Source organism: Indolivaga macrotermitis (assembly GCF_900128985.1).
GTDB lineage: Bacteria > Bacteroidota > Bacteroidia > Bacteroidales > Dysgonomonadaceae > Dysgonomonas_A > Dysgonomonas_A macrotermitis.
Genome location: NZ_FQUC01000001.1, coordinates 352,224 through 374,865, shown reverse-complemented (window position 1 = coordinate 374,865; position 22,642 = coordinate 352,224). Strand labels below are relative to the sequence as shown.

The following is a 22,642-nucleotide window of genomic DNA, read 5'->3' as shown; positions in this document are numbered from 1 at the left end:
GATTAAACAATAAGGTCTGCGACCTTATTGTTTAATTTCGTTGTTCAGCCACTTATTATAATAAGCTTGTACATCTTTCCAATGATAATATGGAGCTATGTCGGTCTCGATAGGAGGTACCAGAGTCTCTTTTTCGTGAAGCATGAATTTCACGATAATATCGTCAGATTTATCTTTCTTGAAAAAAACCAACTGAATATTTCCGGCCATAGGGGCTACTTTGAAATCGCTCCATACTTTATAAAATCCGTCTGAATCCGAAACACTATTATAGCAACCATCCAGATGTAAAAGCATAGCCAAAGGAATTATATTTCCATCATGTGCGAAACGCAGGTCGGCTCCCCTTTCATTCGAACTTATTGCCTTATTAGCCTTGTCGAGAATATCTTTCAAAACAGGCTTACAGTTTTCCATCATAATACCGCCATTCCGCGCATAGTTGGCATCGTTTACATACAAGGTGTAATTCTTACATTGCCAGAGGTCAAAAAGCTCTTGATTATCAAATATATCATAGAATGACAGTTTTGTGTCTATATTCTGCATACCTCCGGCAATAGCAAAAAGCTGACGCATTACCTTATCAGGATTTACCTGACGAAGTATATATGTCTGATCCGAGAATAGCGTATTTATCAGGCGGTCCGGGTTAGTATGCTTTTCCTCGAATTTACGGTATTCTTCGCGCCATGTATTCTGAGCAGATCTATAATCTATTGCTTCTTTAGTATGGTGATTCAGGTAGCTCTGCCACTTCATTCCCGACTGGCGGGTGGTTTTCAACGCAGGGTTCAATTCTTTGAGACGCTCACAAAACGCATCCATACTGAGTACACACCGTACAACAGTTGTAGCACAGGCATCTATCTTTGCATCTTTTGCAAATACCTGTGGATACGAATTATACATACGCTCGGCTATTCCCCTATGCTCTTCAACACCTAAGTTAGACAAATCTCCTCCACGATGCTCGGTTTCTTCCCAAACACGGTTAAGACGAATCAAAACATCTAAACCTAAATCCGTTAAGGCATTATTCTTACGGGCATCCTCAAAAAGATCTATAACATCTTTATAATCACTGTCACTTATCAGATAACGTGATCCATGCCGTCCGAAATGACTGATATAAAATGGCTCGTACCCCTTAGGAGCAGGGCTTGATGGTGTAATCTCATGTACAGGATACGCATAATGAACACCCGCCGTCTTATTGGGATTTTCGAATAGTTCTTCTTTGGATGTTTGCCCTAAAACTAAAACCGGACTAATTAGTGTGCATAAAAGGATAAAGTAAATATTTCTCATACGAATTTGTAATTATCAATGCAGATATGAAATTTTAATACCGAAGAATTTCAAAAGAAAAACAAATATAGGCTTTACTCCGTGCAAAAAAGACAGGCAAAACTGATATTTATACTTTTTTACATATCTTTATTAACACTAAATTCACGTCTTCTTTTGGGATAAATTTTTTTTGAGATAAATAATCAATATTATGCATAAGAAATACATCGTAACTGAAAAATGGGATGCAAGCTATGAAAACCCTATTATAGTCGAAGAAAAAGAAATAGTGGCGGTTGATTTATCCAAAGAAATATCTGATCCGGAATGGGCTAATTGGGTTTGGTGTATTGCTGCCAATAAAATGGAGGGATGGGCACCGGCTCAAATACTTAAAATTACAGAAACAATTTCGCCCCAAAGGCAAATCGCGGTTGTAACAGAAAACTATTCGGCAAATGAACTGTCTGTAAAAGATGGTGATATTGTTATTGGCTCCCGTATTTTGAACGGATGGCTGTGGTGTAAAAAAGAAAATAATGAAACCGAGGGATGGATTCCGGTCAGAAATATCCGGCTTATAAATCCAATTTGAATCGTTTTTTATAATTTTTGCAAGCTCTTTCCTTTCTCCATAGCTTTCAGTATATTCCGGCGGACAGCCCGTATAGATGGTGGTAAATTAGCTTCCATCATCCCGAGTGCCATTTTTAATTCCTGAACTAATTCAGGGATAGGAAGGCATAGTTCATAAGCTATCTTCATACTTAAACACTGAATTGCAGGTAACTCTGTGCTTGATAGCATTCTATTCAGGCAATAGTCCAGAAAATCGACTCTTGGAGGGTTGGGATAAGGCTGCCGGTAAAGAAGGTTAAGCAGCACCCTTCGTTTTCCACCATGCTTACAGGCAAATAATTCATCTATCAGTTCATTTTGCTTATTGTATAGCCACTTATTATCCTCCGACGACAAGTGTGTAAAAATCCACGCGGCATGGTATCCGATAGTTTCATCTTCATCCAAAACCAGCCGATATAACTCTTGTTTCCGTGAATCATCGTCATGGGTTTGCCTGAGTATGTCCTGAATATCATGCATCCCTATGCGCTGAGACAACCTATCTTTATAAGAAAATATATACTTTGTCATGTCACAGGATTTGTAATATAATTCACTCTTTATATCTATTGGAAAACTCTTCTCTGCCCAATTTTGTGTATCGGTTTACAAAATCGGTTTTGGCATAGGTATAAGCATCCCGGTTATGTTCAAATTGATCCTTTAGTTCCAGCTTTAATTGTCCGTAGTTTGCTGCAATATCCGGATGTTTTATCAAATAATCCCGGAAATACAATTCATCCCAATCTCCTTTATATCGCACATGTAGATGGAAAACCTGCCCTTCGAAACCGTTGGGTGTATATCCTTTCATAAACATCATATGTGGAGGTGGATTATCCGGCTGACGAGAGTAAATATATCCCGCATCTTCTATTATTTTTCTGAAATGGATTAAATCCGTTTCACCCGTTATTTCTAAAAGTATATCAATAGTTGGTTTTGCCAATAATCCCTCAACAGCAGTACTTCCAATATGATTTATCCTCTCGATATGAGTTCTGCCGATAATATCGGTTAGCTTTTGCGATTCCTCCGTATAATTATCTTTCCAATAATTTTTATGTTCGGAAACAATTATCGGAAAAAGTTGCCAAAGCTCTTCATTTGTTAACTCTGTGAGTTTTTTCATTGTATCCCGGTTTTGATCTTCTCATCTAAAGTAGTATATTTCCGGCACAATACTTATTCAAAAAATAATCTTGATAAAATAAATTAAATATCTTTTTGAGTTCATTTAATTCTTCTATAGCTTTGCCGTTCATTACGAATATCGAAATACCGGAACTTCGGTTCATGTCTCGCTTATTTTCCGGTCATTATTAGGGATCCAGAACATTCGGCTTATCAACACGTACACTTATAATATCATGAGGAAATATTTCTTTATACTAAGTCTCATACTCCTATTATTTTCCTGTGCAAAACACGAAGAGATAAATACCATCGGAGAAACAGAATATTACTTTGATGAAAAGCTTTCATCTATATCTCCGGATAATGACGGTTCATTTTGGGTAGGAAGCGAAACCGGCGACCTGTTCAACTTTAAAGATAATTACAGAGTCTTGTTCGATTTGGGCGAAGACCGCATCTACAAAGTAAATCGGGAGATTGTAAATCCCGGAGATACCCTCTTTTGGATAGCTATCCGCAATTCCGGTCTGCAAAAGTGGAGAAAAAATGCAAACGAAGAACTCAAGAAACTGAAAACTTACAATATAAATTACAAGCAAAACCAGTACTCGCCTTACGATTTCCTTACGATCGGTGAGACAATGTATGTTGCAACCAGCCAGGGAGTATATTATCTTGATAAAAACAGCGATGCAGATTCATTATCTCTTATTTTTCCGTCTACCGAATTTCTGGCAAAACAAGACGGTACAACATTTGTCGTACATAACATTTGTCAATACAACGATAGCTTGCTGTTGGCATCAACACAGGATGGTCTTCTCTGGTATAACAGACTCACCCATAAAACCAGAATTACCTTCAAAAACAACTATATAGAGCATGTTTCTGTTTATAATGATACTATATTCACTGTAGCGAAGGATCACCTGTACCTGAATAATATACATGGAGATACTCTTACCCAGATTGAAACCGGATATGGGCCGAAACAGTATTACCGCATGCAAGGAATACACTATCTGGTAGGAGCGGAAGACCTGCTGTTAAGCAACGATCTCAAGAATTTCTTTAACATTCGGTTAAAAAGGTCGATACCAATGGGATGCCGCAATTTAATTCTTCCCGACACTCTGAACAATTTCACTTACCTATTGACAGATAATGCTGTATGGAGAATATCTAACAATATTGATATATTCAAAAGTAACAAGGCTATTAAAGCCTCCTGCTCTAATTCGAGAAATATTTATTATCTCAGCTTCAAGAATGAACTATTTGTACAGGACAGGCAGACCAATGAAGCAAAATGGATATATACGTTTCCCGAAGATAATTTGATTCAATGGATGGATATCGTTAATAACGATCTTTATTTATACAATATTGACAATGAATTTCAGAAAATAATAATATCCGACAATTGGATCAAAAATGTAATATTCAATTCGCCAAAGACGATTCTGCGATCGGAAGCCAGAATTACAGCTGCAAGCATTAAGCAAATGAATGGGAAAAACCTTTCGTTCCTGGGAATACAGGACGGGCTTATTAAAATTAATCCGGATAACAAGATAGACACGATCCATGAACTAAGCAAAGCATATATAACATCTATGTTCGGGCATGCTGATGCCGACCGGCTATATATCTCGACCTTGAATAATGGTGTTTTCTACATCGACAGGGACAACCTTGTGCGGCATATTCCCCAAACGGAGAAAACATCTTTTATTAAAGATATTATAACTACCAATAGCCACAATTCGAACTTAATAATACTTACAAACCAGCATATCATATCTCAATATCCGAATGACTCGGTACGTGTAAAAGGATATAAAAAGCTACTGTATGCCAATGATACACTCTTCTATGCCCTGCCTGAATTTGGCATTCATAAATTCATTATATCAGGCAACCAGATCATAGACAAAGGGATATTCTATAAAGATATCCGCTTCAACAGAAACAGTTCATTCTCAACAGCCAATAAGCTTGTTTTAGTTTCTAATATAGGCTCCCTGTATTTGTCTACAAATCAGGAACAGGTTCCTGTATGGATTCATTTCGAGGACGCTATCAATATCGATATAATACGGTCGGTATTATTGACTTTAATTATAGCACTTCTGGTTGGATTAACTATTATAATCATTGTAAAGAAGCATAATGCTAATATTGTCCAGATAAGGAAACGGAAGGAAGACCTGATAAAGAGGGTCGACGACTTAATCTTTCATTACAGCATATTAGAAGATACCGAAAACCCCGAAGTTTCCGGATTGAAAAATATCATAGAATCGATTGATATTGATGATAAGAACAAAAAAGACATTAATGCCCGGTTAGAAGAACTTTCGCTCCAGATAGCAAAACTTAACCGTGGGATAGCATTGCTTATACCCAAAAAGTTAGATCAACAAATAGAACAAATAAAAGAAATCGAATCATTCGAAACATCTCTGTTATTAAGGTTGTCGCAAGAGGCAAAAACTAAGAATGATCTGGATATGATAAAAGACCGGATAAGATCAAACGAAATATGGTTGCAAGAGGCTACAAGCTTATCAGATTCTTTGCAAACAGATATTGATACCCTTTCCGGTTCCATAGAAATAGAAGGGCTCAATAAAAATATGCTTATTAATCTTCTCTCGATTAAAGAAAATATAAAACATAAGCCCCTTAGCGATTTAACCAACGAATATAATGTAATCAAAAATAAAATTCTAGAGATTGACACAGAACATTCAACTGGCATTATTAGCAAATATATTTCGGATACAGATATTTATCTGATGGAAAAGACCTCACAGGATAAAGGTTTATTATTCCTTTCGGATACTTTGCAAAAAGTAAAAATGATGCAGCCCGGCCAAAATACCGAGCTATTAAAGAGACTAAAACCTCTGGATGATCAACTCCGGATATTACAAACTTTGGATGAAATAAAGTCTCAGGCTTCTATGTACAAAGAGACTCATGACCAGATTGTTAAAGATAATAATAACCAGATCAATAAGAAATTTGACAAAGAACTAGCCTCCTTTATCAGCGATAATACGCAGACTATTACACGTTCTGTAAATACATTGATAGCCACTTTATATAGTTACCTGTTGAAAACAGACAAACATATTGTTATAGATATACTAAAGCTAACTAATCCAGAGGGGCAACATGCTAAGGTATTAGCCCTTTTGATAGCTGACCTGAAGATTAAAAGAAGCCTTATCCCCGGAATGCTTGGCATATATGGTAATCTGAATCCGGTTATCAGCAGGCTGGTTAATGAGAGGATTAAAGTCAATGAAACTTCACTCCGGAGCACACAGAAGTCAAACAAAGAAAAAAGCGTATTTGTGCACCTCATTCTAAAATTATTAGAATAAAATCATATATCCACATACTATTTTCATGTCAGGGAATCATATTTTGATTCCCTGATGTGTTTTTCACGCAACTATCCCATCTATATTATTCAAAAAAGACAACATATATATTCTTCAAGATAAAGAGATACAATCACCCGACACACAAACACAACACTACATATCAATCATTTACATCTCAAAGGTTGTAAAATGTTGCTTGAGAAGAAAGTGTCAAATCAAAGTTGACAACTATTTTTCAAACCGTCTTCTCCATAGTTTTGACTAAGATTTCAGGGGACATTGAAGTCATTGTTCAACTGTTAAATCATTTTGTTAACAATTAATAATATTTACCATGAAAACTAAAATTGTGAAGCAGACTACCACAAAGAAGAAGATGGTTATACATTCGTTTTTTAGCGCACTTGTATTGCTTTCGTTATTCGTTAGCCCAAGCCTATCAGCTCAGAATAGTAAATCCGACAAATTCAAAGAAAATTACGAATTGAAAGAGGTTGTTGTATTAAGCAGACACAACATCAGAGCTCCGCTATCCGGCAAGAATAGTATTTTAGGAAAAATAACAACTCACGAATGGACAAACTGGACTGCAAATGCTAGTGAGTTGACTCTAAGAGGAGGTGTCCTTGAGACCATGATGGGACAATACTTCAGAAAATGGCTCGAAGACGAAGGCTTATTTAAGGAGGGTTATTGTCCTAATACCGACGAAGTAAATATCTATGCAAACAGTATGCAACGTACGGTTGCTACAGCCGAATATTTTCAATCGGGATTTTCACCTACTTGTAACAGAAATTTTTACCATCGTTTCACACCCAGCAAAATGGACCCGTTATTTTTCCCTCGTTTGACAAAAGTGAGCGAAGAATTTAAGGCTCAAGCATTAAAAGAGATTAGCGCAATGGGTGGAACCAAAGGCATTGTTGGCATAAACGAATCTTTAAAAGCCTCTTACGATCTTATAGAGAGGGTTACCGATATGAAAAATTCGCCGGCTTGCAAAGAGGGTAATACATGTGCTTTAAATGACTACAATACTCAACTGACATTCAAATTAGGAGATGAACCTAATATGGCAGGATCGTTGAAGATTGCGAATACAATTGCCGATGCCCTTATATTACAATATTTTGAAGAGCCTGACGACAAAAAAGCGGCTTTTGGTAATGACCTGACAGTTAAAGACTGGGAGAATATCTCAAAGATCAAAGATGTTTATGGAGATGTACTATTTGCAGCACCTATCGTAGCAACCAATGTTGCACATCCTCTACTAGTATATCTGAAGGACGAATTGAACTCGAATGCCCGGAAATTTACCTTCTTGGTTGGGCATGATTCCAACATCTGCTCTGTGACCAATGCACTACAATTCGAAGAATATTCATTACCCAATACAATAGAAAAGAAAACCCCGATCGGCAGTAAGCTTGTTTTCGAAAAATGGCAGGATAAGAGGACGAAAAAAGAATACATCAGCGTCAACTTAGTTTACCAAACCACAGACCAATTGAGAAAGCTGTTACTATTGAATCTGGACAATCCTCCTGCAAGTTTTCAGATGAAAATATCGGGACTGACAGCAAATGAATTCGGTCTTTACAACTTCGACGATGTTGTCGGAAGATTTGACCAAGCGATCACTGCATACGAAGCAATCAAGTAATACAACAACAAAACAACAAGCTGTTAAGCAGTGATATATACGAATATATATTGTAAAAGGTTGTAACACTCAAAAATGTCAAATCAAAGTTGACAACTATTTTAAATTAGGTTTAAGTTCTAGTTTTGGTTCAGTTTCCAATTAAAAGTGTCTCTATTTTTTGATTCTAAAAATCACTACTTAATAAACAATTAAAATTATATTATCATGAAAACAAAATTCACATTAGTACTATTACTATGCTCTCTTATTTCCTTGAACTCTTTTGGTCAGGAAAAGAAAATAAAAGATAAAAGAACCGCTCCCGATTTGTTCTATTTGGAAGAATCTGAAGTTGCTAACAGTTTAGAACTCCTCCCCCCTCCTCCTGAAGCCAGCAGTATTCTATTCTTATACGATAAATCGCGATACGACTGGGGATTATTACAAAGAAACACACCTAGAGGAGATCAGGCTGTACAAGATGCCCGCGTAGACGGAAATGGTGTACCTATGGCATTTTCCGAAGCTTTCGGGGTAACTATTACAAAGGAGAATACTCCCGAAATACATAAGCTTGTAATAAACATGAGAGAAGATGCCGGAGACCTGGCAACCCGCCACGCTAAAGATTATTACATGCGTGTGCGTCCATTCAGCTTCTACAACCAAATGACTTGTAACCCTGAACAACAACAAGAACTTTCGACAAATGGGTCGTATCCATCAGGACACACAGCTATCGGTTGGGCTACCGCTCTTGTTTTGGCTGAAATCAATACTGACAGACAAAATGAAATTCTGAAACGTGGCTACGAAATGGGACAAAGCAGGGTTATCTGCGGATACCACTTCCAAAGTGACGTTGATGCTGCCAGATTGGTTGCGAGTGCAGTTGTAGCACGCCTTCACGCTAATGACGCTTTTATGACTCAATTAAGAAAAGCGAAAGACGAGTTTACTAAACTTCAAAGCGCCGGAAAAGTAAAACCTAGCGATAGAAAATAACGAATAATACTTTAACAACACATAATAAGTAATACCATGAAAAAGAATATATTATTAGGAATACTGGGACTGTCTTTATTAGCAGCTCAGGTACATGCACAGGACAAGCTTACTGTAAGCCCTTCGGGACGAATACTGATGGATGCCGGATATCTTGATTCTAAAAACGATGATTTAGTTGACGGAGTTGCTATTCCCGACCTTCGGGTTGGAGCTAAAGCATCATACGGAAGCTACAAAGCCAAACTTGATATCGGTTATGCATACGGAAAAGTGTCTCTGAAAGACGTTTTTGTGGAAAAACAATTTTCTCCATCATCATTACTACGTGTCGGACACTTCGTTCACCAATTCGGTCTGCAAAGTTCAACCAGTTCTTCAATGAAGATCACAATGGAAGAACCTGCCAGTAACGAGGCTTTCTTCAATTCGAGATTAATCGGTGCAATGTATGTTCATGACAAGAATGACTTCTTCGGAACAGCTAGTGCTTTTGTTGAAAACGAGGCAATGAAAAAATCCTCTAATGAGATGAAGAAACAAGGGTTTGGTTTTATGAGCCGCTTGGTTTATCGCCCATTCCGCGCCGATGGAGCTATCTTCCATGTAGGTATATCGGGTGCTTACGAGAAACCCCGGTATAACAGCAACGAAGAACTGAACCATAATAGTTTCGTATTATCGGCAAACTTCCCATCCCGTATAGCTAAAGTTTCGGCAGTAGAAGCTACTATAACCGATGCTAAGCATTTATTCAAATTCACTCCTGAAATTGCTGCCGCTTATGGTGCAATCGGGCTTGAGACTCAATACTATTATCTTAATGTAAACAGAAAAAGTGACTTTGATAGTTATAAGGCCAGTGGAGCTTATGCTACTGTAAGAGGTCTGTTTAAGGGGGGAAACTACAAATATTCAAATCCTGACTCAGGAATTGCAACTCCTGCTCCCGGATCTCTGGAAGGTGTGCTTTCATATAACTATACCGATATGTCTGATAGCAAATCGGATATCAGAGGAGGACGCCTTAATGATGTAGCTGTAGGATTCAACTATTACATAAATAAGTATATGATCTGGAGGGTTAGATACTCGTATACACATGTAACAGACAGAGCCGGCTTTGATAATCAAACATTAAATTCAATCCAAACACGCTTTCAAATCATATTTTAGAAGACTTTCATGGTTCCCCTCCTTTTTATAGGAGGTATGGTGTACAATGCGGGTAATTCGGACTGCCCGCATTGTATTTTAATTAATTAGTTTCCATAGAAAAAGGATGATTCTTATCAAATCATCCTTTTTTATTTATTGTGCGGTAGCTTTAACCCGTTCTTCCTGAGTCATTGCAGCTAATGCTTTCACTTTTTCTACATCCAGCCCTAATCCTTCGGCTACACGTGTACCGTATTCGGGATGTGATTTATAGAAAAGCGCAGTCTGACGATATTGTATGCGTTGCTGGGCATTCTTAATATGTCCTACAATATTACTTATCAGATTCGTTTTATCATAATCGGACAAAACACGTCCGTACAGATCTCCTGCCTGAACAAAATCCACATCACCTGTAACATATTCATGGCGGGCAGCCAGACCTTGTACATCTATAGGTGGCGGTGTAAATGCTGCATCGGGAGCTGCTCCGTTGAATGAGTTCGGATAATAGTTAGGGGCAGGACTTGCACCTCCGGGCATTCCCATATTCATGGCACCATCCCTCTGATTGGTATTAACCTCAGATTTAGCCATATTCACAGGTATCTGATGGAAGTTCGTCCCCAACCTGTGGCGATGGGTATCAGGATAACTGAACAAACGTATCTGCAACATCTTATCAGGAGAAGATGAGATACCCGGAACAAAATTACCGGGAGAAAAAGCAGCCTGTTCTATCTCTGCAAAATAATCATCGGGATTTCTATTCAGAGTAAATTTACCGACAGGGATAAGCGGATACTCTTTTTGAGACCATACTTTAGTTATATCAAACGGATCAAACCTGAAATTTTCAGCTTGCTCCGGTGTCATTATTTGCACATAAGCAGTCCATGAGGGGAAATCTCCTTTTTCTATACTTTCGTGTAGGTCACGGGTTGCATAATCAGGATCGGTTCCGGCAAGCTCTGTAGCTTCTGCATCTGTCAGGTTTTTGATACCCTGATCGGTTCTGAAATGCCATTTGATCCAATGATATTCACCCTTGGCATTGTACCACATATAGGTATGGCTCGAATAACCATGCATATTCCTATATCCGTAAGGAGTACCACGATCTGAGAACAAAATAGTCACCTGATGAATACTCTCGGGAGTCAGAGACAGAAAGTCCCAAAACATATTGGCATCCTTCAAATTTGTGATCGGGTTTCTTTTCTGGGTATGGATAAAATCAGGAAATTTGATCCCGTCCCGAATAAAGAACGTCGGAGTATTATTACCAACCATGTCATAATTACCCTGATTGGTATAAAACTTAAGGGCAAATCCACGCGGATCACGTGCCGAATCGGCTGATCCTCTTTCTCCTCCTACTGTAGAAAAACGGACAAGCATATCGGTCTTTTTCCCGACTGCAGATAAAAAATCGGCACAAGTGTACTTGGTTACATCATGTGTTACTTCAAAATAGCCAAAAGCCCCCGAACCTTTTGCATGTACAACTCTTTCGGGAATACGTTCACGATCAAAGTGAGCTAGCTTTTCCACAGTGTGCACATCAGATAAAAGGGTCATGGTTGGCTTCTCTGTTGTTATCGAAGCCTGGTCATTGTCAACTGGATTACCTTGATTGGTAGTCATAATCTTCTTTTTATTCTCTTCCATAAAGCCTGTATTTGATAAAATTTAATCGTTGCAAAGTTTGCTACTAAAAATAGTACAAAGATTATTCAAATGCAAGATTTACAGATAAAAAGACAGTGCTGTTATTAAACATAGCAGCACTGTTGGTATTGTATTTTATTTAGTTAGTAGCCGGGATTTTGAGGAGTAACATCCAGGCTTGTGTAATCCTCACTAAGGGGTATCGGAAATCTATAAAATTTACCATGTAAATTATCAACCTTAGCATGCAGATGTTTATATACACGGGCATAAAACGCTGCATTTACGGTATTTCCCAATTCAGGGAATGCTTCCTTAATCGTTGCTGCCGACTGATATTCCGATTTATAGTATTCGTAGTTGGGAACTGTATTTTTCACCTGAGAAAGCAGGGTTCTCCAACGAACAAGATTCAGCCAGTGCTTTTGCTCGAAAGCGAGCTCATAGTCCCATTCATTGTATAATACTTCCGCAGTTAATGCAGTCAGACGTCCTCCGTGTTCATAATGTCCTCCATAAGCTCTTTCCCTGATCTGGTTGATAAGAGGCAAAGCTTCTGACGACCTACCCAAAAAGAATAATGCTTCAGCTTTAATCAGCAATACTTCAGCATAACGGAAATCGATATGGTCAATATTGTTAGGTTGTTCGTCAACGGCACGGTAAGTCCCGTCATTTATACGGTGTATCCATTTACCGGGGCGTACAATACTCACCGGCCATGTTAAAGTATCTACTACGCCATCTGTATATTCTACACGAGTTGCATAAGAAAATAATTTCCGGGTATCATAATCACCGGGAATGCGATTTTCGAGCGTAATATCGGCATAACTGATATGGGGATCGGTTCTCGCACTTTTAGGCCATGTAAAACCGCAGTGTGTCTGATGATTTCCCTGAGCATCAATACCGTCTCCATCGTGATGAATAGAAAAGATAACCTCTGCATTATTTTCATTAGACACTCCCCATATCCCATTATAATCAGCCAATAACTGGTAATTTCCGCTGTCTATTACTTTATTGGCATATTCTACTGCTTTCTGTAACTTGTCGGTATCTACAGTCGGCTTTGAAGGGTCGGTTGTCCCCGAAATTGCCGAAATCTCGTCTGAGGTAATCGGATTTTGTCCCCATGTCAGATAAACTTTCGCTAAGATTGTATTAACCGCTCCTTGAGAAGGATTAGACTTATTACTGTCGGATGCCGGTAAACCTGAGTAGGCTTCGGTCAAATCTGTTACTACCTGAGTATACACATCGTCAATAGAAGCCCGCGATCTTTCGGTACTATTGGAAGCCAGAACTAACGGAACCTCTCCGAACAGTTGTACCAATTGGAAATAATTATACCCACGGATAAACCGCGCACGGGCAACAAAAAGGTTCTTATCCGCTTCTGTCAGGCTGGTACTTACATTTGCAGCGCTGATTTCTTCGATAGCTAGATTTGCTGCCCCTATACTCTTATACAAACGGTTGAAAACTTTAATTGCATACCAGTTGCTCGGCGTAGTTTCAAATATACTCACCTGTGGACCATCTTTAGAATCGTCTACTTCTTCAAAAGAAATAGTGGTTTCGGTAGCTGATTCCAAAAGGAAGGTATAAGATGACGAAAGAGTTTGTAAAGGTCCGTATACAGCATTAGCCAAAGCTTCTGCTTCCGAACGTGTTGTCACTGATGAAGAGCTTCCGCCTCCATTTTCACCACCTGATTCGTTATTATCATCGCTGCACGATAGCAGAGCGATGGAGACAAGTGCAGGTAACACTACTTGTAAAAATAGATTCTTTTTCATTTTTCCAATAGTTTTAATTTATATAATATTCGGTTTTCTTTCTTAGAAAGTAATACTAGCTCCTGCCATGAAGCTTCTTGAGGATGGATAAACACCCAAGTCTATTCCACTTGCAACTTCGGGATCATACCCCTTGTATTTGGTGATAGTAAATAGGTTTCGGGCCGATGCGAAGAACCGTATCTTAACGGAGGATGTGTTTATCTTCACCGGTAAAGTATAACCAAGTGTTATATTCCGTAATTTAAGGAAAGAAGCATTTTCCACATAACGGCTATCCAATTCGGTGGTTCTTGTACTGTTCAGGTGGGGTATAGAGTTAGACGGGTTAGTTTCTGTCCAGCTATTAAGTAAAGCAGCAGACATGTTATATGAGTCATTCGGACGTTCGAGGTAACGCCGTAACAGATTATATACCTGATTACCCTGCGATCCCTGAAAAAGAATATATAAATCGAACTTATTATAAATAATATTAGAAGAAAATCCGTAAGTAAAATCGGGTTGTACACTACCTAACACTACCCTATCGTATTCGGGTGTTACTTTCCCATCGGGAACTCCGTTAGCACCACTTACATCTGCGTATTTAGCATCGCCGGGTTTGGGAGTATTTCCCCCGATCTGGGGCAAACTGGATACATCTTCACCGGTCTGTACAACTCCCAGAAACCGGTACCCATAGAAGGAGCCGACAGCTTCGCCTACCTGCAGGATTTGTTCCTGATCTGTACCTATCGTCAATCCATTATAGTCTCCTAAATCTGTAATGCGGTTAATATTCCGTGCTATATTTGCCGATGCCGACCATGAAAAAGCTTTACGCTCCACTAATCTCGCATTTACGGCAAATTCGAAGCCTTTGTTAGTCACATTCCCCAGATTTACGATTTGTTTTTCACTTGTTCCCGAACCAAGAGGCGCAGGCACCTTTAGCAACAAATCACGGGTTTCTTTGTAATAAACATCCGCAGTCAGGGTTATCCTGTCATTCAGGAATCCGGCATCTATACCAACATTATATTCAGTTGTAGTTTCCCATTTAAGATCCGAATTACCAAGATTAGTCATGTCATAAGCCGGTGCTCCATTATACCTGCCTACACTGAAATACTGATCATATTCATCAAAGTCAATTTCCTGATTGCCCGCCTGTCCGTAAGTCAGCCTTAGTTTCAAAGTGCTCAAAGCAGGAGCCAGAGGTTTGAGGAATGTCTCATTATTGACATTCCACGACAAGCCTACTGAAGGAAAATAACCCCATTCGTGCCCTTTGGCAAAGCGCGAAGATTTGTCCGCCCGGTATGTAGCAGTTAAATTGTACCTGTCAAAAAGCGTATAGTTCACCCTGCCTAAAAAAGATTTAAAAGATGCATTCTGCTTACGGGAGATAGGAGGCAGTTCTTCACCCGATGCCAGATTATCAAAGGATTCAAGGTGATTTGCCTGAGCTACCGAAAAATTTGTTGTTGTTTTCTGATAAGTATAACCCCCTAATAAATCAATAAAGTGTTCCGGATTCAGTTGTTTTGTATAATTAAGTAAATATTCGGTTTGGGTTACATCTGTACGTCTGTTTCCGATAGCGCCCCGCCCACGAATATCCTGATTTAGCCCTAAAGCTGTATAAGGTGGTGCAAAATAGTTTTGAGTAATGTAGTCGATATTCGCACCTGCATTGATTTTTGCTTTCAATCCGTCAATAATTGTATATTGAGCATAAAAATTCCCCAGTAATGATGTACTAACAGTCTGACCGATGCTATTTTTCAGGTCCGACACCGGATTAGCAGCCTGACCGTAATAGCTCAGATAACTATATTCAAACGGATTAGTGTAATTATAGCTTCCATCGGCATTATAAATCGATAGTACAGGAGGCATATACAAAGCATAGGTTAACGAATTGGCGATACCATGCGAATAAGGAGAATCATTATAATTACTTCCTTCAAAAGTAGTGAGCGCATCCTGTTTGCTTCGGTTCACCGTAGCTGTAACACCTACGGTTAGATTGCTTAACAGGTCACGATCGAGATTAAGACGCCCGCTAAACCGTTCAAAACCCGAATTAAGGATAATTCCTTTTTGATCGGTATAGTTCCCCGAAATCAGATAACGTGTTTTTTCGTCTCCCCCACTGATGGATAATTCATGAGTCTGAGATACGCCTGTCTGCAATACGGCATCCTGCCAGTCCGTTCCTTTTCCGAACTGAGCCAGCTCGTCTTGCGAATAATATTGGCTGGGTTTATCATTAAAGTATTCTTTCTGTACAGCAAGCCATTGCTTGGCTGTCATCAGATCAAGATTTTTAGCCGATTTATCTATCCCGATTGTATACTGGTAACGGACTGTACTTCCATTACGTTTTCCCTTCTTGGTTGTTACCAGAATTACACCATTTGCCCCACGTGATCCATAAATAGCCTTTGCCGATACATCTTTCAGTACTTCTATCGACTCAATATCCGAGGGGTTGATAGATGCCAATGGGTCAAGGCTTCCGTCAATCCCTCCTACTCCCGCCTGAGTCGCATTCTTTTCACTGAAAAAGATAAAGCCATCGATTACATAAAGCGGCTCGTTACTTGCATAGATAGAATTCCCTCCACGGATACGGATAGCCGAACCTCCTCCGGGTTGTCCTGATGTCTGAGTAACATTCAGTCCGGCTATGCTCCCGCCCAAAAGTTCATTAATGGATGTTGCAGGTTGTTCTAATGTTGCTTTCGATACAGACGCGACAGACCCTGTAAGTTCTTTTCGCCGCTGGGTTCCGTATCCTACAACTACCACTTCATCGAGCGCATTTACATCTTCCGAGAGGTATATGTTAATTTCCTCATCAGCCGTTACTACAATAACATCCTGCGTTCTGTACCCAAGCAGATTTACTGATAATGTAACGGGAGCTTTCTTTGATACCCGTAAACTGAATTCCCCGTTAATACCGGTCGAAACACCATTGGTCGTCGATTTCTCAACAATAGTCGCACCCGTTACCGGTTCTTTGGTCTTTTCATCAAAAACATATCCACGCAGCGTTGTTTGCGAATAGATAGCCGCCGGAAATACAAACAGAAGTAAAAAAATGTAAATACACCTTGTGATAGAAAAAGAAGAGTGACTTCTTTTAAAGAAATTAGTTATCTTTACCATGGATAAATTATTTTATCAAGAGCACTTCCAATACCAATTGCCGTCGGAGGAGGAAGTGTTCGCCTATTTTATATAAGTATATGTTCTACACAGTCAACGCATCAGCCGTTAACCATACAGTTTGGTCAGTAAATATTTATGAGTAAAATTGTGCGATTTTCAATTTTGCATCAGCAACACATTCGCATTCGGAAGTAAGAAGAATTTTTCAGGAAAGAAGATGATAATTTTAAAAGTGTTTTTAAGAAAAAACTCTTTTGATAAGTAAAAGCGGATTGTTTAATAAGTAGTTTCATTTTGCCGTCTGATTAACTATAGTGATTTTAATGCAAATTAACTTATTTTCAAAAATCCACCCAATACCATAAATGCGGTATTTATAGCTTTAAATTATGGAATCTTATCTTACAACAATCTGCTTTGACATATAATTCAAAAGAAAAATTCTGCTTTTCTTTTTATATCTTTATGATCAATCAATAAAAACTATGGTACATTTAGTCTATTGCGACGACAAAGCTAGAGTGTTAGAAAAGATATTAAGTGGTGAAAAAACTATGATTATCCGTGGTGCTGCGGGACGTAAAATACCTCATAGCAGGGTTCTCGAAGGCGAGACCCTTTATTTCATGAAAAAGGGATCGAAGAAAATTTCGGCAAAAGCTCAAGTCGTAAAAGTAGAGAATTTAATAAAACTATCGGATCAGGAAATAATATCTGTTCTCGAAGCTAATCAGCCAAAGCTAAGTCTTAATGATAAACAGAAAGAGCGCTGGCATAAGAAATGTCTTTGCTTAATTGAGTTTGCCGAAACCGAAGAAATTGAGCCTCTCGATTTTGACCATCAAAGCAACATGGATGACTGGCTGATTATAGAAAAGATAGAAGATGTAGTTGTTGGCACTAGTATTCCATACGATTACACTAATAGTAAATTTAAATAAAACATGCAAAGCATAGTTATAAGAAGAGTAAACCTAAACGAAGCATCTGAATTACAAAAGATTGGCAGGCAAACTTTTTTCGAAACATTTTCGGCGGTAAATACCAAAGAAGATATGGCGAAATATCTGGAAGAAAACCTTTCAATAGAGAGAGTAACCGAAGAGCTGGAAAACGAGTATTCCGAATTTTATTTTGCTTCTGTAGACAACCTTGTTATCGGGTATCTAAAGTTAAATTTCGGACAATCCCAGACCGAATTAAAGGATAATAAGGGCTTAGAAATAGAACGGATATATGTATTACGAGATTACCATGGAAAAAATGTAGGACAACTACTCTATGATAAAGCGATTGAAATAGCCCGACAAAAGGAAGCAGATTATGTTTGGCTGGGAGTCTGGGAAGAAAATCCAAGAGCGATCAGGTTTTATAAGAAGAATGGCTTCGAAGAATTCGATAAACATATCTTCAAACTCGGCAATGACGAACAGACCGATATAATGATGAAAAAAAAGGTTGTCTCTTTAAATTGAGACAACCTTTTTTTACTATCATTGATTATTACTGATTATCAAGTGAGCTCTGCGGAGCCTGTTCGATCAGATCCATAAATTGGTCGAGTTCGGGTGTAATAATAATCTGCGTTCTACGGTTACGGGCTTTTCCTTCGGCAGTACTGTTACTTGCTATCGGGTTGTATTCACCTCGTCCGCCGGCAGTCAAACGTTTAGGATCAATTCCGTAATCCTTTTGCAATGCCTGAACAACAGAAGATGCACGCAATGCACTTAAGTCCCAGTTGTTACGGATGTTAGTGCGTGAAATGGGATCGGTATCTGTATTCCCTTCCACCAATACACTATAATCTTTATAATCCATAATGATTTTCGCAATCTTGCTGAGAATTTCTCCTGCCTTATCGCTGATCTCATAACTTCCCGAACGGTACAGCATCCTGTCGTCCAAAGAAATATATACCACCCCTTTCAGAACCTGAATATCCATATCCTGCATTTCGTCACGGGTAAGCGAACGGGTCAGATTATTGATCATAACAATATTCAATGAATCCGATTTGTTCTTAGCCTGTACCAAATGTTGTATAAAGCGGTTAGATGCATTAATTTCATCCACGAGTTTCGCTATATTCACATTACCTTGCGAGTTTTGTGAAAGGCTTTTATTCAATGAGTTCTGCATTTCTGTATAGGCTACCCGCAATTCCTGATTGTTCCGTTGAGCCTCTGCGAGCCTTTCTTCTAAACTGGCTGCACGGGTACGGCTTTCAGTCAATTGTAGTTGGCTCTCCCTTAGTTCACCTTGTACTTTGTTGTAATCCGTTTCCAGAGTTGCATATTGCTTTTTGCTTACACAGCCCGTCAATATTATACTGGCAGTTAAAACCAGCAATCCAATGTACTTCATAACTTATATTCATTTAAATTGTGTCACTGCTTTTTCAACAACAATATGCGTTAATTGTTTGTCAAAAAAATATTTATTAAGAAATGATACATCGGCAGAGTTAATCTTTGTTTGATATTGAGCTAAAAGCTTTTATTAAATAGGTACTCCTTAATATTACGGACTAGGCGCTTAACTATTGTTTTCTTATTCCCAAAAATCGAAAAAATGATGAACCGGGCCATGCCCTTTTCCTATTTTGTATTGCGAACCTACCTGAATCGCTTTATTCATATATTCTTTCGCACTTCGTACTGCATCATTAAGAGGCAAGCCATGAGAAAGAAAAGCTGCTATAGCTGATGAAAAGGTGCAACCTGTACCATGTGTGTTCAGGGTTTCGATCCGTTTCGATCTAAGCTTTATTATTTCGTCCGTTTCAGCATTATAAAAGACATCTATCAATTCGTCCTCTGTAAGATGCCCTGCTTTCAGTAGTACAGATACAGACCGTCCAAAAGACAGGTCTTTGATTACGAGAGGTAAATCTTCCTGGCTTTGTATTTTTTTTCCAAGTAATATCTCTGCTTCCGGAATATTAGGAGTTATGATACGGACATAAGGGATCAGTTCCGTCTTTAAAGTATTAATTGCTTCATCCTGTAAGAGTTTGTCCCCCGATGTGGCGACCATCACCGGATCCAGAACGATATTTTTAATATCGTAATGCAATAATGTATCCTTTACTGTCCGGATCAGTTCGGACGAGTGTAACATTCCTATTTTTATGGCATCAGCACCTATATCATCCAGTACAGATTTGATCTGCCCTGCGACAAAAGGCACAGGAATAGGGTGAACGTCGGTCACCCCAACCGTATTTTCATCCACTACGGCAACTATCACTGTTGCTCCGTAACAACCGCATGCCGAAAATGTCTTAAGGTCAGCCTGAATACCTGCTCCTCCACTGGGGTCACTGCCTGCAATGGATAAAGCTATCTTATATTGTTTTTTCATTTCTTCGTAATATAATAAAAGTCTGTGGGTTCAGATTTTCCACTCTTCTTGCCTGTATGCACTTTCCCAAAACATCCACTCAAATTTTGAACACATAAGGTAAGCCTCTGTCATTGCTTGCTGTTGAGCTCCGGTACATTGTTCCGCAACCTCGTCACAAATAGAGATAGCTAATGATACAGATTCAGAAAAACCTTCACCTCCGTAGGTATCTATCCAGCTTTGATATGGATTATTACCTTTCGCCTGATTTTCGAGAATATAGTCACCTACTTCTTTATAAATCCAGAAACAAGGCAATACAGACGCTAATGCTACCTCAAGTGGGGCGCCGGCTAATTGCTTCTGTAAATAGGACGTGTACAACAAACAGCTGGGCGTTGCTTCTGTTTTGTCACTGCTCAGTTCGTGTACAAAAGATTCGTGTAATGCTTGCTCTACAATAATACTCTCGCTTGCAAAGTTAAGGAATGCGGAGATATGCTTTATTGAAGCCAGTCGCGACGCTATTCCTGTTAGTACTCTTCCGTATTCAGCCAAATAAACAGCATCTTGCCTGATATAGAATATAAATTTTTCGTTGGCAAGTGTTCCATTCATCAATTCTTGTATAAATGGTAATTCCAGAATTTTATCATAGACGGGCTTTGCTGCAAGCCATGTTTTTTCGCTCCACTTCATATATCTATATTTTTTTTTGAAAGGGTTATAATTTCTGATAATTGAGACGCAGCCTGCAGAGGCTCCTTAGCCGACATAATAGCTGAAACTACAGAAATACCATCGGCTCCGGCTTGTATAATTTCACGGGCATTTCCGGTATTGATCCCCCCGATACCCACACTCGGAAACATTGATATTTGCGTTATTTTACGTATTCCATCCAACCCCAAAGCCTGTGCTGTATCAGTTTTGGTAGAAGTGTTAAAAACCGGAGATATGCCGATGTAATCCACATCTAGCTTATTGGCATCAATTGCATCTTGTACATTCTCTACCGAAAGACCGATGATTTTATGTTTACCGAACAATTTTCGTGCAATTGCGCAAGGTATATCTTCCTGTCCTATATGTAAACCTTCGGCATCACAAGCAAGGGCAATATCCAACCTGTCGTTGATAATAAGCGGTATTTTGTAAGGTTTCAGGCAAATTTTTAATCTTACAGCCAACTCGTAGAATTCTTTGGATGAACAGTCTTTTTCTCTGAGTTGTACCATTGTAACACCGCCTTTTACAGCCTCTTCCACTACATATTCCAGTGGTCTGTTTAACGACAAAGAACGATCGGTAACCAGATACAAGCTTAAATCGAAGTCTTTCATTGTCTGATATTTTTTCTAATCATATCTTCATCTATATTGAACAATGTATCGAGGAAGTTCACCTGCAAACTTCCGTTTCCTTTTGAAATCGCAGCTGCAATCTCCCCCGCGATACTCATTACTGACATGGCATGCGTGGCAGCTTCAAGTTGGTTATTATTTACCGCAGCGAATGCCGCAACAATGGAGGTTGCCGTGCACCCCATTCCGGTAACTTTTTCCATCATCGGATGCCCGTTTTTGACTGTTTCAACCACTGTTCCGTTAGTTATATAGTCTGATTCGCCACTAATTACAACTACTGAGTTTGTCAGGCTGGCTAATGCCTTGGCAGAATTTAAGGCGGCATCAGATGTATTTGTACTGTCAACGCCCTTGGTCTGTGCCTCAGTATTCAGCAATGCTATAATTTCCGAAGCATTTCCCCGGATAATAGACGGCTTACATTCTTCTATTATCAGCTTGCATACTTTCGACCGATATATTGTAGCTCCTGCTCCAACAGGATCAAAAACGACAGGTGTCGATTTTTGTAATGCCTTTTTTCCTGCTATCAGCATAGCTTCTACCCATGCAGCATCTAACGTCCCAATATTGATAACCAGAGATGAAGCTATGCTTACCATCTCCTCGACTTCGTCTACGGAGTGAGCCATTACGGGAGATGCTCCTATAGCGAGCAATGCATTAGCTGTATTATTCATTACCACATAATTAGTAATATTATGTATAAGAGGTGATTGTTTCCTGATGAGATTTAAGTCTCGTATAAGATGTTCTATGTTTATCATATTATCCTTTTTGATATATACATAATTAAAAAATAAAAAAGCCGTTTCATTAATATGAAACGGCTTGACATATACTATATATACAGTATTATAATCTTTTTATGTTCCGTTTCCCTACGATGTCAATTACAACATATCAGGTTCAAGGGTCTAATCTCAGCTCTTATAAAAAGAACACCCCTAACAGAGATGAAACAAACTTACGTATAATTAATGAATAAAGAATAGATTTCTATAAATTTATTTTATATGGTAT

General features: G+C 38.8%; 18 protein-coding genes and 1 riboswitch. Of the genes, 7 read left to right on the top strand and 11 right to left on the bottom strand.

Annotated elements, in window-relative coordinates; translation table 11 throughout:
* Positions 1-24 precede the first annotated feature (24 nt).
* The gene (locus BUC12_RS01585) at positions 25-1,311 is read right to left on the bottom strand and encodes a histidine-type phosphatase (protein WP_062175422.1); all 1,287 of its coding nucleotides are present in this window, start codon (positions 1,309-1,311) and stop codon (positions 25-27) included.
* Positions 1,312-1,504: 193 nt separating this feature from the next.
* On the opposite strand from BUC12_RS01585, the gene BUC12_RS01580 reads away from it, so the two are divergent.
* On the top strand, positions 1,505-1,888 hold the full coding sequence (locus BUC12_RS01580; protein ID WP_062175421.1) for an SH3 domain-containing protein: 384 nt from the start codon (positions 1,505-1,507) through the stop codon (positions 1,886-1,888).
* Between the two features lie 8 nt (positions 1,889-1,896).
* Here the strand turns inward: BUC12_RS01580 and BUC12_RS01575 are convergent, their stop codons facing one another.
* Positions 1,897-2,445 (bottom strand): hypothetical protein, encoded by a 549-nt coding sequence (locus BUC12_RS01575; protein ID WP_062175420.1) that lies wholly within the window; start codon positions 2,443-2,445, stop codon positions 1,897-1,899.
* A gap of 22 nt (positions 2,446-2,467) precedes the next feature.
* Entirely contained in the window at positions 2,468-3,046 is a 579-nt protein-coding gene (locus BUC12_RS01570; RefSeq protein WP_062175419.1) for a GrpB family protein, read from the bottom strand.
* A gap of 238 nt (positions 3,047-3,284) precedes the next feature.
* Between BUC12_RS01570 and BUC12_RS01565 the strand changes: the two genes are divergently transcribed.
* The 4 genes from BUC12_RS01565 (at position 3,285) to BUC12_RS01550 (ending at position 10,281) form a co-directional block, all read left to right on the top strand.
* Positions 3,285-6,446, top strand: coding sequence for a ligand-binding sensor domain-containing protein (locus BUC12_RS01565; protein ID WP_062175418.1), 3,162 nt, complete (start codon positions 3,285-3,287; stop codon positions 6,444-6,446).
* Positions 6,447-6,831: 385 nt separating this feature from the next.
* Positions 6,832-8,118 carry a histidine-type phosphatase gene (locus BUC12_RS01560; protein WP_394333922.1) on the top strand — a complete coding sequence of 429 codons (1,287 nt, stop codon included), beginning with the start codon at positions 6,832-6,834 and terminating at the stop codon, positions 8,116-8,118.
* Between the two features lie 207 nt (positions 8,119-8,325).
* Complete coding sequence (locus BUC12_RS01555) at positions 8,326-9,105, top strand: acid phosphatase (protein ID WP_062175417.1); 780 nt, start codon at positions 8,326-8,328, stop codon at positions 9,103-9,105.
* 36 nt (positions 9,106-9,141) lie between these two features.
* Positions 9,142-10,281 carry an OprO/OprP family phosphate-selective porin gene (locus tag BUC12_RS01550; protein ID WP_062175416.1) on the top strand — a complete coding sequence of 380 codons (1,140 nt, stop codon included), beginning with the start codon at positions 9,142-9,144 and terminating at the stop codon, positions 10,279-10,281.
* Between the two features lie 135 nt (positions 10,282-10,416).
* Here the strand turns inward: BUC12_RS01550 and BUC12_RS01545 are convergent, their stop codons facing one another.
* The 3 genes from BUC12_RS01545 to BUC12_RS01535 form a co-directional block, all read right to left on the bottom strand.
* Entirely contained in the window at positions 10,417-11,934 is a 1,518-nt protein-coding gene (locus tag BUC12_RS01545) for a catalase (protein WP_062175415.1), read from the bottom strand.
* Between the two features lie 143 nt (positions 11,935-12,077).
* Positions 12,078-13,739: a RagB/SusD family nutrient uptake outer membrane protein gene (locus BUC12_RS01540; RefSeq protein WP_062175414.1), complete on the bottom strand. Its 1,662-nt coding sequence runs from the start codon at positions 13,737-13,739 to the stop codon at positions 12,078-12,080.
* A gap of 42 nt (positions 13,740-13,781) precedes the next feature.
* Positions 13,782-16,901 carry a SusC/RagA family TonB-linked outer membrane protein gene (locus BUC12_RS01535; RefSeq protein ID WP_062175413.1) on the bottom strand — a complete coding sequence of 1,040 codons (3,120 nt, stop codon included), beginning with the start codon at positions 16,899-16,901 and terminating at the stop codon, positions 13,782-13,784.
* 488 nt (positions 16,902-17,389) lie between these two features.
* On the opposite strand from BUC12_RS01535, the gene BUC12_RS01530 reads away from it, so the two are divergent.
* Together BUC12_RS01530 and BUC12_RS01525 are read left to right on the top strand one after the other, a co-directional pair.
* Positions 17,390-17,845: a hypothetical protein gene (locus BUC12_RS01530; RefSeq protein ID WP_062175412.1), complete on the top strand. Its 456-nt coding sequence runs from the start codon at positions 17,390-17,392 to the stop codon at positions 17,843-17,845.
* Between the two features lie 3 nt (positions 17,846-17,848).
* Positions 17,849-18,379: a GNAT family N-acetyltransferase gene (locus BUC12_RS01525; protein ID WP_062175411.1), complete on the top strand. Its 531-nt coding sequence runs from the start codon at positions 17,849-17,851 to the stop codon at positions 18,377-18,379.
* 28 nt (positions 18,380-18,407) lie between these two features.
* On the opposite strand, the gene BUC12_RS01520 is transcribed toward BUC12_RS01525, so the two are convergent.
* The 5 genes from BUC12_RS01520 to thiM all read right to left on the bottom strand — a co-directional run bounded on the left by BUC12_RS01520 (position 18,408) and on the right by thiM (position 22,386).
* A complete protein-coding gene (locus tag BUC12_RS01520) occupies positions 18,408-19,271 on the bottom strand; it encodes an OmpA/MotB family protein (protein ID WP_062175410.1) in 864 nt (287 codons plus the stop codon).
* A 186-nt stretch (positions 19,272-19,457) separates the two neighbouring features.
* On the bottom strand, positions 19,458-20,270 hold the full coding sequence (gene thiD / locus BUC12_RS01515; RefSeq protein WP_062175409.1) for a bifunctional hydroxymethylpyrimidine kinase/phosphomethylpyrimidine kinase: 813 nt from the start codon (positions 20,268-20,270) through the stop codon (positions 19,458-19,460).
* A gap of 30 nt (positions 20,271-20,300) precedes the next feature.
* A complete protein-coding gene (locus BUC12_RS01510) occupies positions 20,301-20,951 on the bottom strand; it encodes a TenA family protein (protein ID WP_062175408.1) in 651 nt (216 codons plus the stop codon).
* Entirely contained in the window at positions 20,948-21,595 is a 648-nt protein-coding gene (gene thiE / locus BUC12_RS01505) for a thiamine phosphate synthase (RefSeq protein ID WP_062175407.1), read from the bottom strand. Before thiE ends, BUC12_RS01510 begins: the two co-directional genes overlap by 4 nt.
* A complete protein-coding gene (gene thiM, locus BUC12_RS01500; RefSeq protein WP_062175406.1) occupies positions 21,592-22,386 on the bottom strand; it encodes a hydroxyethylthiazole kinase in 795 nt (264 codons plus the stop codon). The genes thiE and thiM overlap by 4 nt, the downstream gene beginning before the upstream one ends.
* Before the next feature lie 94 nt (positions 22,387-22,480).
* Positions 22,481-22,578, bottom strand: a riboswitch (TPP riboswitch).
* Positions 22,579-22,642 lie beyond the last annotated feature (64 nt).

Bases quoted from the DNA above. Each gene is read 5' to 3' on its own strand.
- BUC12_RS01585 (WP_062175422.1), bottom strand. From the start codon at position 1,311: ATGAGAAATATTTACTTTATCCTTTTATGCACACTAATTAGTCCGGTT.
- BUC12_RS01580 (WP_062175421.1), top strand. From the start codon at position 1,505: ATGCATAAGAAATACATCGTAACTGAAAAATGGGATGCAAGCTATGAA.
- BUC12_RS01575 (WP_062175420.1), bottom strand. From the start codon at position 2,445: ATGACAAAGTATATATTTTCTTATAAAGATAGGTTGTCTCAGCGCATA.
- BUC12_RS01570 (WP_062175419.1), bottom strand. From the start codon at position 3,046: ATGAAAAAACTCACAGAGTTAACAAATGAAGAGCTTTGGCAACTTTTT.
- BUC12_RS01565 (WP_062175418.1), top strand. From the start codon at position 3,285: ATGAGGAAATATTTCTTTATACTAAGTCTCATACTCCTATTATTTTCC.
- BUC12_RS01555 (WP_062175417.1), top strand. From the start codon at position 8,326: ATGAAAACAAAATTCACATTAGTACTATTACTATGCTCTCTTATTTCC.
- BUC12_RS01550 (WP_062175416.1), top strand. From the start codon at position 9,142: ATGAAAAAGAATATATTATTAGGAATACTGGGACTGTCTTTATTAGCA.
- BUC12_RS01545 (WP_062175415.1), bottom strand. From the start codon at position 11,934: ATGGAAGAGAATAAAAAGAAGATTATGACTACCAATCAAGGTAATCCA.
- BUC12_RS01540 (WP_062175414.1), bottom strand. From the start codon at position 13,739: ATGAAAAAGAATCTATTTTTACAAGTAGTGTTACCTGCACTTGTCTCC.
- BUC12_RS01535 (WP_062175413.1), bottom strand. From the start codon at position 16,901: ATGGTAAAGATAACTAATTTCTTTAAAAGAAGTCACTCTTCTTTTTCT.
- BUC12_RS01530 (WP_062175412.1), top strand. From the start codon at position 17,390: ATGGTACATTTAGTCTATTGCGACGACAAAGCTAGAGTGTTAGAAAAG.
- BUC12_RS01525 (WP_062175411.1), top strand. From the start codon at position 17,849: ATGCAAAGCATAGTTATAAGAAGAGTAAACCTAAACGAAGCATCTGAA.
- BUC12_RS01520 (WP_062175410.1), bottom strand. From the start codon at position 19,271: ATGAAGTACATTGGATTGCTGGTTTTAACTGCCAGTATAATATTGACG.
- thiD (WP_062175409.1), bottom strand. From the start codon at position 20,270: ATGAAAAAACAATATAAGATAGCTTTATCCATTGCAGGCAGTGACCCC.
- BUC12_RS01510 (WP_062175408.1), bottom strand. From the start codon at position 20,951: ATGAAGTGGAGCGAAAAAACATGGCTTGCAGCAAAGCCCGTCTATGAT.
- thiE (WP_062175407.1), bottom strand. From the start codon at position 21,595: ATGAAAGACTTCGATTTAAGCTTGTATCTGGTTACCGATCGTTCTTTG.
- thiM (WP_062175406.1), bottom strand. From the start codon at position 22,386: ATGATAAACATAGAACATCTTATACGAGACTTAAATCTCATCAGGAAA.